Below are 14,199 nucleotides of genomic sequence, written 5' to 3' on the forward strand. Positions count from 1 at the left end.
CTTCTAAATCAGATCAAATTACAGAAATACTTGTTTGTCGAAAAACAAAAAGTCCTCCTTCATATTAAAGGAGGACAAGAACGTTTAATAATTGCTAAATAAGGATAATTTTTTCTTTTTCTTTTCTACAGTAGGCTTTTCAATACCATATCGTTGCTGCATGAGATCATAAATGACATCCATATACGCTTCCCCGCCCTGCAATTTCAAATCAAGGTGCTGATGGAACAAATCTTCATCATACGGAAGTGCAGCCACCGGCTGTTGTTCGTAAAAGCCAGCAATCTGTTCTAATGTATCATTATCTCGGTATTTATTGATAATTAAATCAAAATCTTCTTTTTCAAAATCGATGGCTCCCAGGGCATCCATAGCATTTTTATAGATACCGGAGGTCGCAAAACTGTCATCAACCACAGCCAGTCGTTCATCTGCATAAAGAAAAGATAACGTACTGAAAAGATTTTCCGCACTGGAGGGTACATCTACAAGGATATGATCAAATCCAGCTTTCTTCGCCTGATAGAACATTAATTCAATAACCCGGTCATTGTTAATATCCGGATCGTCCCTGTATCCAATAACGGCATCTCGACTAAGCACATATAAATTATTAGGAAGTAACTTTAAACGATTTTTAGCTTCTTTGTAACTAAACGGAAGGTTTTCAATGGCCAATTCATTATTCACCATATTATCTTCAATTGCAAATGTTTTTTCCGTTTCTAAAGCGGACAACGCTTGATAAAGATCCCGGTGTGAATGTGTGAGGGACGTTGTTCTCGCTAACTTGGCCAATTCCGTGTCCAATTCTATAAGCAATACTTTCTTCGAGCGTTCGGCCAAACTATACCCCAATGCTTTCATAAACGTGTTTACTCCCACATTCGGGATCGGAGACCATACAACCGTCACGATGGAACGCTGAAGACTATCATCGTTATTCTGCCGCAGATGGGTAGCATTTTTTTGATAGTCCGTGGTCTGATGCTGCTGCAATATCTCATGCTCCTGACTGAGCTGTTTATTCTCCATTTGCTGGAGAGAACTTTCATTTGCCGGAAGATGCAAATTATTATTGAAGGAACCGGCCGGCGTATTATTACGATTCACAACATGAATAGCATCATATGGTTTGTTCTGTTCAGATTCAAATATATAATAGACTTCTTCTTGGTTCTGCGGAGGTGTTAGCAGGTGTTCCATTTTTTGACTTGGAATGATCCTAAAAAAATCAGATGCCATCAACTGCCGGGGCAGATGATGGTCCAACATCATATTCGTTATAAAAGTTATGGGCCTCTCTGACTTCTGAGTAGTCATCAACTCAACAAATCGTTTCTCTTTGGATATGACTCCTCCCTGTTCACTGCCGGCACTATCATGCACGATTAGAAGATCTGGGTTCATGGACTCCATCGCTGCTTCCGCCTGCTCGACATAATCAAAAAGCTGATGATGGATTTCTTCCTCCTGCGACCGGAGAAAAGCCAGGATTCGATTGTTCATTTTCATATCTGATGATAAAATCATGACATTTTTCAAACGAGACATCCTTTCTATTGATTGTTTTCTTCTTCCATTTCATCGATATATGTTTCCATTTCTTCATCTGTCAATTCCTGCAGCATGTATTTACTGCCTTCATAACGTTCTTCGCTTTCAAAATAGCGTAGCTCCTCGGTTTCTTCATCATAAACGACAACCTCCCCATCCGTTGTAATAAATGAACCCTGTTCTTTAATTTGGTCGTCTATTTTGTAGGACATAGACTCAATAAACAGCTTCACCCTGTTTCCATCAAAAGATTGACCTGCAGGCGCTGTGTCAGATTCTCCGCTGTCTTGTGAATCGTTCTCTCCTTCACCTTTATTTTCATTCATAGTAGCCTCTTCTGTTTCCTTGGTGTCTTGATTGCCTTCTTCCTTGGCTGTAGTGATGGAATCAATTTCTTCCTTACCTTCTGCTGTTACTTGCTGCTCCTGGTCTTCTGATTTATCGCTCACAGCAAGAATATTTAACTCACCCAATTGCTGCGCCCGCAATAAATAGCTGGCCTGTTCACTTGTCGCTTCAAAGACAATAATCGTTGGAACAGTATTGGAATCACTATTTTCTTCGTCTTCTTCTTCTTCATCACTTGTATAGACACGGCGATTGACGTCATCCCCTCTCGAATCACGAACAGCTATTACCTTAATACGTTCTTCCAGGACTCCTTCAAACGCTTTTCCGCTCGGTGTATTATCCGTAAAAAAGCGCACTTGAACATCCATGCCATCGTTTAAGGAGTTTGCTACCGATTTTTCTAAATCAACACGCATGGTAAGTCCTAAATCGCTTCCGTTTAACCGCATCCCGATGTTAGAAGGAATCTCTTCCATCTCAACAAATTCCCCATTCATGAACATCGAATTTTTGGTAATGGACGTTTTCGTATTCACAATTTTATTTACGATCTGTTCCGGATTAGTCACAGCGTTTGGCGGTACACTGGAAGATGGTACTTCTTTAATTTGAATATCTTCCTTGCTTATCTTTTCATGTTCACTCAATGTTTCAGCAGCCATTGGTATCTCAACAGGAGACACAACTTCTTCTGCTTTTTTGGCGGAACCGGTATAAAACAAAAATGCCACGAGTCCCGCAATGACCAACGGTATTAGTACCGTTGGTTTTTTCTTCCGTTTCACGACAGAATTTTTCTTGCTCATTAATGATCCTCCTTCTAAAATTAGGAACAAAAAAGAGACAGGGAGATTACTCTGTCTCTTTCATTTCCAGTATGATTACTTTTTCGTTCTGAATGACATACTCCTGACTTTGATTCGGCAGAATAGAAGCTACTGAACGAAAGCCAACAGCATTATTAACGGTGTTTGAACGGATCGCAAGCATCGGCGGGTTGTTGGAAATCCCCCTTTCTTCACTTTGTTCCGCCAGGTTCACTAAACTTCCATGAATACGGCTGTTACTTGAACCGTCAAAGCCTTCTTCCACTAAATCGGGATCTACATCCACCGCAATTTGGGTTCTATACTTATTGGTTTCATCACCATCTGGCTCTGTTGTTACGTTCGTATCCCGTAAACTTCCTGGAACCACGCCCTGTTTCATGGCGTATAATCCAGCCTGTTCGGTTGCTGATTCAGTATCGGCTCGAGTTAGCGTATGTTGGGCATAGTCTGCGACTAATAAAACGGCCGGCAGTGCCATAAATAACAGTATTAGGCTAAACTTAAAAGTGAAATGCACCGTTTATCCCCCCCAAGCAAAGCCGAAGATATCTTTGACGCGGTCAAATAAGGTTGGTGCTTTATCTTCAGCCTCCTGTTTCCTTGAAGCATACTCCCAATCACCACTGTGAAACCAATTCTCCAACCGTGTAATGAGATTTTCATGACCTTGCCAGTTTAAGCCGGTTTCTTCTGGAAACGGGTTCGACGGATCAACGGCATGGATTACAAAGTCATCATACGGTGACCCGGACACTTCCACATTACCGGTTGCACAAACTTCCATGTCATTATATCCTCCCTCCGCTCTCGTATCGAACGTAATCGTTTCTCCATCAGGAACATCAAATCCGGTGTACCATCGCTGCAATCCTCCATAATGAAAATCATCCATGTTCACAAAATTAACAGCCTCGGATTCGCTGTCTGTCATTGTCCAAGTTCCATTTTTATCAATCATCGCATAAGGAAGCTGCCACGATACGGTCCGGCCACTTCCCCAATACGTTTCCGGATTCGTGGTTTCCGTCAGCATATCTACGGTTTCTTCATACTGATCCGGCCAATTTTCAGTGATGGTTCCGGTTGTAGTAACTACCGATGGTGCATACGAATTTCCGCTATGGGCAGGGTTTTCATTCATGTAATGCGTGGTTGCTTCAATGTCTGTCCCTTGCCCTGCTTTTACTACGCCAGGGTTCGGACCATCCATATCTATGCTCAACGTTTCATAGTAATAACACGTAGATGGCCCCCCTAAAGTGACAGGAGGGCATGGATACGTTCCTGATATTTCGGTTTGAGAACTCGGAGTAGAACCACAACTGATTTCCTGCGGTCTATCCGGTGTCGTATCAATCATTAACGGAGTGCTTGTTGTCGTACGATTTACAGCATCCGTCACTTCTACTTCAAAAATATTAGTACCCTCTCTTAACTCTATTGAGGGTACTTGAACAGGATCGTCCCAGGCTCGATGGACATACATCGTGTCAGGACTTATGGTTTCGTTTGTGGCAATAATCTCTTCCTGACGCACTCCGTTTTCATAATAAGAGTGGGTCAATTCAAAGGTATAACGACTGATGTCGTCCCAGCTGAACCCGGAAGCGGTAGGGTTATTGTTTTCAAGGGCATACCCTTGGGCCCGGAACTGGGGCTGAAACGATTCCCCGACCTTATAATTTTGGGTGGAAGGTTCAATCATCTCCGCTTTGGGGTATTTGGATGTATAAACATGAGCCGTATCCGCGCTGCTTTCATATTCCGTGTAAGCTCCGGAATTATCAGCAGCGTCACGTATATAAAACTGTTTCGGCAGTGACACAGAGCTATTTCCAACAACCTCTGTCACATTAAAATTATTTGTTTCATCCAGTACATAGTCGCTATTACCGTTAAAACTATTAGCAACATCTTCCATATCGGATCTATCTCTTATTGCTCTTGCCAAAGTATCCAACACAGTGTGGTCAAAGGAATAAGGGTTATCATTTTCCCATTCAGAATAAGGCTTATAAGGCACATATTTATCCCATTCATTTGTTTGAGTGGAATGAATACTTATAGGATCGTTTAAACTGATTAAAAAAAGAAGGGGGGCAATGAAGTATTTCTTCATTACTCATCCCCTTCTTTCTGTTCACCTTTGCGGATCATTATCACCGTTACCCCTTGCATGCTTGTTTCTGTAATATTGATAAGGTATTGGCTAGATTCTTGGTAATAATCAACCGCATTACCTTTTGTGAAATTATCTGTTATTTCATGAGCCTCTTTAATTATCTCCAAATAATGGTTTTCTGTGACAGCCGGTATCGCCGCATGTGCCGCTTTAGCCAATATAGGGAAACCTTCATGGTTTCGATTATCAGCATAGACTATCTTCGCAGTTTCTTGAGTTTGAGCTCCATAACTCGCTGTTACATTCATGTTTTTGTCCGAGTGCTGTAACATGACATATTCAGGCGTTTTATCCATCGTTGCTGAAAATTTCGTATCAGCCGCAATAGATTGAAAGTCATCATAGAGGGTTTCAATATCTTGCACATGATTGCTTTCTAACTCTTCTCCTGTAGAAGCATAATCTGTACCACGTACATTAACTCGTTGAGGTTTATCATTTTCATTCGAATCGTCAGAACCATTATCCGTATCATCTTTATCATCGTCCTCATGGTCAGATGGTGGATTTTCCAAGCCTTCCAACTCGGAGTATCCCTTCTCCGCCATTCGATACATGAACGTAACCAACTGCGCCCTTGTTAAGGAATCATCCGCTCCAAAACCGTCTATGGTTTGGTTTCCATCCCTTCCTGTCGAAAGATCAAGGTCATACAAATGTTGAATAGCTTCGGTTTCAGACAAGTCTTCTCCGATATAAGCACTGATGATCCGGGCTATGTCGCCACGTCTAGCGGGCTGATTTCGCTCCCGGTCCGAGGCTTGTTCAACTATTGGAAAGTTATGCTCTTCCAAATAGTTGTAATGAACATCTGCCCAATGCCCTTCTGATTCGGATTCATCCAACTGTTCACCTGCAAATCGGGTAAGGATCGCCAGAAACTGTGCTTGTGTGGCTTTCTCACTGGGACGGAAGGTATCATCATCATAACCAAAAATCAGCCCTTGTCCGACTGCCCAATTGATCTCCTTAAACGCCCAGTAATCTTCACCAATATCAACAAAAGGGTCATTTTCCGAAACATCCACACTTCTTTCATTTGCTGCTTCCATCACATGCACATGCGATGAAGCGGCAGTTATAGCGGATAGTCCGCTGACGGTTAATGCACTTGCTAATAGCAACTTTGTCTTTTTATAGGTTCTCATGTTCTCACAAACCTTTCTTTGTGCTTATACTTCTTATCGGCAGTTCCCAATCTCTTTTATATATGGAACTTCCCTCCTTTATTGGTACTATTGTTCTGTACCTCTATTATAACAATTAGTAATTATATTTTCAATATATAATTATTTATATATAAAAAATGAAATAAAAAAACTGCACATAATAAGAAATGTGCCGGGGATAGTTCCAAAGGTCTCATTCACTTTGGTTCGTAATCCTAACAGGTACTGTTTCAGGTTAAAACGGTATTTTTTTAGCCCAAGAAAATGACCGATACACAAATGTAAAACAATGAAAGCCAGATAATAAAAGAGCACAAATAACATGCTCGGACCAATAATAAACACCATCCAAACCCCACTGGCTAACATTAATTTGGTATCTCCAGCCTTCCATAAACCCATGTTCCAGCCAATGTATCCGATCCCCATTAAAAGAATAAGGTACAATCCGAATTGCAATGGAGGTACAAAAAATGGAGCACATAATATCCCTGCAAGGGATGTAGGCAGCGTTACGACATTCTTAATTTTATACCTCTTCATGTCCGTGTACAGGGATAAACCAAAGGTCAACGTTAATAGGAAAACAGCTACATACATCATTTAGCAAAAGCCTTCTTTAAATGAAAGAAGAATCCTTGTTCTTTTTCATGCAGCCAATCATTTTCTAAGGTCAGAAAACCGAGCTTTTGAGTTAATTCATCAATAGCTTGGGTAAAACTGTTTTTCTTTTTCGTTAGATAAATGAAGGAGCGGTTGTTCCTGGATTTACGGACCGCATGATCATATGCCGCACTTCCTACCGTTTCCACAGGGCTTCCGCTCCCTCTGTATAATTCTTCAATTTTATCCGGCGAAACATCGGCCTCTTTTTCTGGCACTTGGTTCAAAAATAGAACAATGTTGGACGGGTCAGCACCAAGCGACACCAGGTCTTCTTTGAATTGATAGTTATTATAAATAGCCCCCTGTTGCACCGTAGAAACCAGCACAATCTTTTGAGCGGACAATAAGGCTGTTTTCGTACTTCCACCCATGTCTACCCCGCTATCAACAATGACATAATCATAAAGGTGGATTAATTGTTCCAGGATACGTTTGGCTGCTTTTCCATTTAATTGGTTGATTTCGTTTGAATCAGCTATCGCCGGAATATAATCAATTCCGGCTTCCTCATTCCGTATAACCAAACTTTTCGCCTGTCGTTCTGTCATAGTGATTTCGGTCTGAACCCAATCAGAAAGGGAGACGCCTTCCTTTGAACTTCCTAATGCCTGGGAAACGCCACCATACGGAATATCAAAGTCAATAACTACTACTTTTTTGGCGGTTTGTTTTTTTATTGCGGCAGCAAGATTTAAGGATACCTCCGTTTTCCCAACACCGCCCTTCATCGAACTGACCGCAATTATTTCCCCGTTCTTATACATCATTCCACTTCCTTCCTCTCTTTTTTGAACATACTTTGAAATTTCAGCCCAACCTTTTCTTTCTTCTTCCTCCGAATCACTTCAGGTGAAATTAACTCCAAGGCTTCAAGAATCATATCCATTCCTAACGAAAAAGAGTGTGTAGGGTTGTCATAATAGATGTAATAACCATTGTTTCGGCTTTGACGAACCAAGTCATCATACGGTGCGTATCCAATCACAGGGATCGGTGAATCATGATCTTCAAACAATTCCGCAATCGTTTGCTTGGTGATATCTTCAGATTTGGGAATCTGATTAATAAAAACGGAAATCTTTTCGTGATCAATACCAAAGGAATGAACCATCTCATTTCGATAGGTTAATCCGTTACTAATACCCGCAACGTCATGGTTGGTCACAAGTATAATATCCGAAGCCCATTCCAGGGCGGCTCGTGTCGGCGCATGATAGCCAGAAGCATCAATAACGATCACATCATAAAACTTCTTCAACAGATACAGCATGCCTTCCGCATCCTTTTTATCAAAGGACAAGGCAGCATCAGCATAAACCGGAAGCGGAACAAAATCTATATCGTGATCTGTTATAACCTTTTCATTCACTCCTTTTTCCGTCAAAGATGGAGATATGTTCTTCCATTCCGAGAGATCAATAGTACGCTGAAGCTGTAAAGCCTGGGCTATACTGCCATACGGAAAACTGAAATCGACCACACACATTTTCCGGACCTCCGCCTGTTCTTTGATTGAAGCCGCAACGTTTAAAGCAATATCGGTCTTTCCGACACCACCTTTTGTACCGGCAATGACAATAACCTTGGAGGAAAATGTCCGGTATTCGTATTGAATGGTAGTTTTCGGTTTGCTATCTTTCTGCTTTTTGGCATTCGCAGCCAATGAGGAAGCCATCCCCGATATATTTTTCAGCATGGTTGACGTTTTCTCTTCGCGTTCGGATTGATTTTCTTTTGATGGCTGAGGAGGTTCCCTTTCCTTTTTCTTATTTAAGCGATCTCTGAGTTTTCGCTTCCTGAATTTATCCGGAAGGGTATCGTGTTCCTGGAAAGTAAAAGGAACTCCGTCGGCGTCTTCTTCCTCTAAATCCGTGGCCTCTTCCGTGTCATAGGAATCATAAGAAGGCGTATCCGTAACATCGTCATCCCGACCGTGATAGTCGCTTAATATGCGCTCGACGTGTTGAAATCCTTTTTTATTCTCAATCCAATATTCAATATCTTCTATCCGGAGAGAATTAATAAAGTAAATATCATAAATGTTAAGTTGAGCAATCTTAGAGATAAAATCATAGTCATGTTTCACTTCTTCCGGAAACAAAACAATCAGTCTCATGTCTTCTCGGTTCAGGCGTATTGTCTTCAAATAGTGGTAGCTAGCTTCCTTGTCACTCTGGTACTGCCCTCTGGAGGTAATACTCAAGCCATAAATAAGGGCGCAATCCGCTGATGATGTATCAGCAGATTGCGCCCAGTCAGCCATCGTATCTAAAGATGTGTCTGTTTGGAGGACCGGATATCCCAAGTCTTCCAAATCAGCAGTAATATACTCCAACATATTCCCAGAATGCGAGGGAAATACCACATGTAACCCTTGCTTTTCCATATAAAAGGTATTCCTCCCATCCTATACGTCCATACACAAAAAAGACCCTGTTCCGAGAACAAGATACCCGTTTTGTACACACGTATAACAATCTCTTTTGTCAATTATTAGTGTATCAAGTCTTATCCTGACTGTAAAGTCTCTGCGACCCAATCAGCCACTCCCATCAATAGGGAGACGACTGTATCGTAGTAGTTGATGACTGCAAAGCCTAAGAATCCCAAAAAGAGCAGCCCCATCGCCCATTTCCATTTAAAAAACATAAGAATGCCAGCTGCAATGACCCATACCATGAGCATCTTCAAAGACATATCTTCAATATTTGCTATGGATTGCTCAAGAGAAAAGTTTTCAGCATTCTGCTTAATTTGCTGTGTATTGATTCCACCATTTTCTTCTGATTCCGTGTTATTTTCGCTATTCTCCAAGCGATCCGTGATTGTATCCCCCCCTGCATCAGGAGCAGCAAATAGTGGAGCGGTAGTAGAAAAGCAGCCTATAAAGGCAGCTGTGAAGATTAGAAGCAGGCGTTTTCCCATAATAAAACACTCCTATTCGTTAATTGATATCTGGGAAGTAATGCAGTGGATCCTTTTTCTCCCCGTTAACGTGCAGCTCAAAGTGAAGGTGTGTACCGGTAGAACTTCCTGTGTTCCCCATTGTTCCGATAATGTCGCCTTTTTCCACTTTCTCACCTGCACTGACATAAACGGAGTGAAGGTGAAGATAACGGGTTTTAATGTTATTATCATGTTGAATATTAATATAGTTACCGGCTGCAGGATGAGATGTCGTAAATGAGACCTTCCCTTCCTCCATAGCAAAAATCGGATCTCCGTCTACGCCGGGTTCCACAGCCCGAACGTCTGTCCCTCCGTGATAAGACGAACATGTAGAGCAAGGTGGCGGTCGCGGCCCAAACGTACTGCTGATATCGGTGGATAATGTTGGCCACCGCCAATCATTTGATCCCTCAATTTCCGGGTACTCATCAGGGTTTAAATTGTCCAGCCCCTCTTTATTATCAAGATAATTATCATCGTACATTTCAATCAGCTCTATTACTAAATGAATGTCTTTTTCATTTGTGATATTGAAATGTGCCAAATGTTCATAGAAGGGCTTCATTCGTTCTTCTTTAGACGGAGATGTGATATTGCTTGTTTGGGGCTGCGTTACCTCATAGTTTCTTGCCTTGCCACTGGCGAATTTCATTTCAGAACTTTCGGTTTTCACCATTTGATAATCATGGGTGTATGTTCCTTCGTAGGTATTTGCTTTCACTAATACCTTTACTGTTTCCGTTTGGGTTTTATCCTCCCAATGGCATGATGTTGATGTATTCACCTCACCAGAACTTTCTCGGGTCGTCGTCGTCTTACATTCTTCTTCCTCCCACGTATGGGTGGCCGTTTTTTCTTCCCAAGTAAATTGAGGGCCTAACACTTCCATGGTCCCTTCCGGATCCGGAGTTATCAGTTCCTCCGCTTTATCTTCAAGATCGAAAAAGTCGTAATCTTCTATGTCCCTTTCGCTAAGATCGTATTCCTCGACCTCCCCCTCCTCTTTCTTAATAGTATGCATCTGCCGAATTTGCTCAGCAGATGCCAGAACTTCCTGGACATACCAATCAGCCTGATTGTATTGATATAAGGCGTCTTCTTTATTGTCGCTATAACCGTTACTCGATAAGAAGTTTGCCGCAGAATACACAGCATCTAACTCATTCCATATATCCGCTTTTCCATCTCCGTTGCCATCGACCCCATATCCTCCATAATCCTCAATAGCAGAAAGGTCACGCATCACATCATGCGATATATTCCCCTGCCCTTTTCCGTTACATGTATCATGATCCCAGCCGACAAAGGTACAGGGCATAAACTGCATTGGACCTTCCGCTCCAACCGATGAAACTTTGCCAGTGGGATACGTACTATATACACTTTCAATTGAGTGGATGGCGCTAAGAATCTCCCAATCCACATCGTATTCCTCTGCTGCCGACCGATAGATTGGTATAAACTCTTCGGGAGGATAAACGCCGTCCACTTTAATTTCAACATCATCACTAATTTTCATGAACGTATTCCCGGATTTCATATGTGGGTCATTTCGCAAACGATCCACACCGGCAAGAACGCCCCAGGATATCGCATAGGGTTCAGCCTGTTTACGTTGATAATTCGACAGCCCCTCATCCCAAGTCGCTGCTGCCTCCTGATAGTCTTTGAAAACATCTCCATCATAGGTCTCTTCATCTTCCTCTGAAAATCCGAAAAAGGCACTGACTTTTTCATTAACAGTAGATGCTGTTTCTTCAGCTAATGCTTTCGGAAGGGCGTAGATCAGCAAGAAAGCAATAATACCAACCAAAAGAATAAGAAGGACCGGTACCCAAACGACAGCCGTTTTAGCCAAGATTGCTTTTACTAGTTTTAACGTTGTCATCATCGCTTTTTTAGCAATCTTTTGGGTTATCTTTCTACCTATATTCTTACCCTGCTGTTTTACTTTGTTGCCTAATGCTTTCCCAACCCTGCCTAATGGATCGTTCTGGTTTTGTTGCTGATTGTTTTCTTGACTCATAAACGACCACGTCCTCGCGGTTTATATTCCAGATCCTCCATTTTAACTTCGGAGTTTGAACCGCTCGGATACACATTTCCTTCTGTTACCGAAACGTTCCCTTCACTTTGTGTTCCTGGATTAGTAGTAGGTTCAGCCTGATTAATAGCTGTTCCATGACGCTCAATAGCTTCGGTATCTTGATTCGTTACCCCCTCGTTATACTTAATAATGGATTCCTGGAGTTCCGGATTTTGTAATTGAGGATACGACGAATTTGCATAAGACACACTCTCTTCCATAACGTTTTTGGCGTTTTGTACCACCTCTTTTTGTTGGTCATATTGAGGACTGTCCGGAGACGTTTGAGCCAATACCTGTTGTGTCTCTTGATAATTTTGAGTGGCTAATGCAGCTTGCCTGGAGGCTTTGGCAGGTGTATTCATATTTACATTCGGCTTATTTAATTTTTGAGCCAGTTGATTTGTATTTCGAGCCTGGGCCGCACTGGCTTGCGCCGAACGATAAGCCTTTGGATCACTTGTATTACGATTCATTTGTTTTAACTGAGTTTTCGCATTTCCATAACCCTCTTTGGCCTTATCGGTAGTCTGCTGTCTGCTCTGTGATGTGGAGACATTCCCCGTGGATAATAATGGAGTTGGAACAACGGAATGCTGAGCTCCTTGTGCCGTTCCTTGATTGTTTACGGAGGCATCGTTACCATGCAGACTTCCGTATCTCAATTTATCCGTCGATGATGCATAGGTTTGATAGGAACGTGGTAATTGCGCTGGATGTCCAACATAAGAGTTCCCTTCATTTGAATCTGTACCTGACTCAGTACCAGCTGAACTATTTTGCATTTTGTCATAATCAACATCTGCGCTACTTGGGTATCCGTTGCCGGGAGAATTCAATTGGTCATCATTGTCAGCATTTGCTAAACTATTACCAAGCATGCTTCCTGCCATCAGCCCAGGAGCGGGACTCCCCATAGCCATCGAACTAACTGCCGCCCCTGTAACCGGAATGCCGATACGTGCCGTACCTTTAGCGATGGACCGTGCTGCTGTAAAGGCTCGTCCTCCCCCGGAAAAAACAGCTCCGTTCCCATTGGATGAACGCCCATTTGACATTGGTACCGTTCCTCCACGACGCTGTTGGTTTACCGAAGATGCCGATAGATTTGAATTGCTCAGGGCATTTCCATTTCCCATACTTGATCCAGTTGCACCTTTTCCTCCAGTACCGCTTCCAGCACCCCCAGCGGTTGACGGATTAATTCCGGAACCTCCCGTCCTTCCTTTTGTGGCCTGCTGCATCATCCGACCCATGTGCATCATAGACATGACGCCCATGGCAGCACCAAAATCCTGGGCTTTGCCCTGGGTTTGAATACCGGTGATAGCCCCAACAACTTTATGAACAAGCATTGATACAGTCGGGAGTCCAAATAGAAAGACGCAGACGATCCAAAAGGACAGCCCATCACCAAAACTATCTCGAACATAAAAAAACATGCCCAATGCCAAAGCATGGGCTGTTTGAGTGAACGTGTTACTGGTGAATTCGTGAACCCAAATATTCATCGCTTCGCGTCGACTAGGAAAGATCAACGATAAACTTACGAGTGGAAAAGTGACAATTAATATGGATAAAATAATCATCCGCATCGTGTATTGATAATTGAGGACAAAAGTCATAAAAAAAGCAACAACCACCAATAACCCCACACCCAGTGATTCAATAGCTGTCATCTGAAGATGGCTTCCAAATACCACGGTCAGGAAACGACCGGTCCATATCCCATTATCCGAGAGGGTGTTCCACACCAAATCTACAATGTAGTAGTTAATATCAAAAATAATCTTCCATAATACATGGCCGAAACGCAAACAAACCAAAACGAAAATCATTCCGGCTATGTATTCTTTAAATTTCGAACGATCTTGTGCATTAAAGTTATTAATCAGCAGCACCAAACCCCCGAAAGCTAACATCATCGTAAGCGGGATGGACATCAGATCATGAAAGCTATCATAGAGTAACGCGATGCCACTAAAGTATTCCTCCGGAAAAACACCTAATATCATGTCCGCCCTGGTACCAGTTGTCCCATCCTCTCCGTCAGCCTCATGGACATACGTTTCTTCCTCTTCATTAAAAAAGCTGAAAATAGATTCAAGTTCCGGACGTTGAAAAACCAGATAGGAGACATCCTTGGCACCGAACATTTCAACAAGGAGGTTGACCGGAGACATCAAAATGCCGGTTATGAAACGTTCCGCATAATTGGCATCATCATTTCGTTCTTCTATTTCCTCTTCTGTGATAAGTGAATTCGAGCTTTCCTCAGATGAACTTTCTTCCTCTTCATTATCAGCAAGAACAGGGAGTGTCGGCATGATTAGTAACAATAATGTCAAAACAACTAATATGCCTTTCCGAAATGTGTACAATAAAAACACCTCCTTTCATCGTAATTTT

Annotated in this window: 11 protein-coding genes; all 11 read right to left on the reverse strand. The window is 42.2% G+C overall.

Translation table 11 applies throughout. The features are described from left to right. Positions 1–84: 84 nt before the first annotated feature. Positions 85–1,545, reverse strand: coding sequence for an AAA family ATPase (locus G475_RS0112935; protein WP_026701657.1), 1,461 nt, complete (start codon positions 1,543–1,545; stop codon positions 85–87). Positions 1,546–1,559: 14 nt separating this feature from the next. Continuing rightward, positions 1,560–2,714, reverse strand: coding sequence for a Flp pilus assembly protein CpaB (locus G475_RS0112940; RefSeq protein WP_026701658.1), 1,155 nt, complete (start codon positions 2,712–2,714; stop codon positions 1,560–1,562). A 46-nt stretch (positions 2,715–2,760) separates the two neighbouring features. Further along, positions 2,761–3,255, reverse strand: coding sequence for a hypothetical protein (locus tag G475_RS0112945; RefSeq protein WP_026701659.1), 495 nt, complete (start codon positions 3,253–3,255; stop codon positions 2,761–2,763). Between the two features lie 3 nt (positions 3,256–3,258). Continuing rightward, positions 3,259–4,857 carry a hypothetical protein gene (locus G475_RS0112950; RefSeq protein ID WP_026701660.1) on the reverse strand — a complete coding sequence of 533 codons (1,599 nt, stop codon included), beginning with the start codon at positions 4,855–4,857 and terminating at the stop codon, positions 3,259–3,261. Continuing rightward, positions 4,857–6,068 carry an S-layer homology domain-containing protein gene (locus G475_RS0112955; protein WP_026701661.1) on the reverse strand — a complete coding sequence of 404 codons (1,212 nt, stop codon included), beginning with the start codon at positions 6,066–6,068 and terminating at the stop codon, positions 4,857–4,859. The genes G475_RS0112950 and G475_RS0112955 overlap by 1 nt, the downstream gene beginning before the upstream one ends. A gap of 141 nt (positions 6,069–6,209) precedes the next feature. Then, positions 6,210–6,692: a prepilin peptidase gene (locus tag G475_RS0112960; RefSeq protein WP_026701662.1), complete on the reverse strand. Its 483-nt coding sequence runs from the start codon at positions 6,690–6,692 to the stop codon at positions 6,210–6,212. Then, positions 6,689–7,522 carry an AAA family ATPase gene (locus tag G475_RS0112965; RefSeq protein ID WP_026701663.1) on the reverse strand — a complete coding sequence of 278 codons (834 nt, stop codon included), beginning with the start codon at positions 7,520–7,522 and terminating at the stop codon, positions 6,689–6,691. The genes G475_RS0112960 and G475_RS0112965 overlap by 4 nt, the downstream gene beginning before the upstream one ends. Then, a complete protein-coding gene (locus tag G475_RS0112970) occupies positions 7,519–9,141 on the reverse strand; it encodes an AAA family ATPase (protein WP_026701664.1) in 1,623 nt (540 codons plus the stop codon). Before G475_RS0112970 ends, G475_RS0112965 begins: the two co-directional genes overlap by 4 nt. Positions 9,142–9,263: 122 nt before the next feature. Then, entirely contained in the window at positions 9,264–9,680 is a 417-nt protein-coding gene (locus tag G475_RS0112975; RefSeq protein ID WP_026701665.1) for a hypothetical protein, read from the reverse strand. 19 nt (positions 9,681–9,699) lie between these two features. Further along, positions 9,700–11,730: a peptidoglycan DD-metalloendopeptidase family protein gene (locus G475_RS26395; RefSeq protein ID WP_051302498.1), complete on the reverse strand. Its 2,031-nt coding sequence runs from the start codon at positions 11,728–11,730 to the stop codon at positions 9,700–9,702. Further along, entirely contained in the window at positions 11,727–14,171 is a 2,445-nt protein-coding gene (locus tag G475_RS0112985; RefSeq protein ID WP_026701666.1) for a hypothetical protein, read from the reverse strand. Before G475_RS0112985 ends, G475_RS26395 begins: the two co-directional genes overlap by 4 nt. Between the last annotated feature and the right edge of the window lie 28 nt (positions 14,172–14,199).

Origin of the sequence: Salibacterium aidingense DSM 18341 (assembly GCF_000429685.1) — a bacterium.
Lineage (GTDB): Bacteria > Bacillota > Bacilli > Bacillales > Marinococcaceae > Salibacterium > Salibacterium aidingense.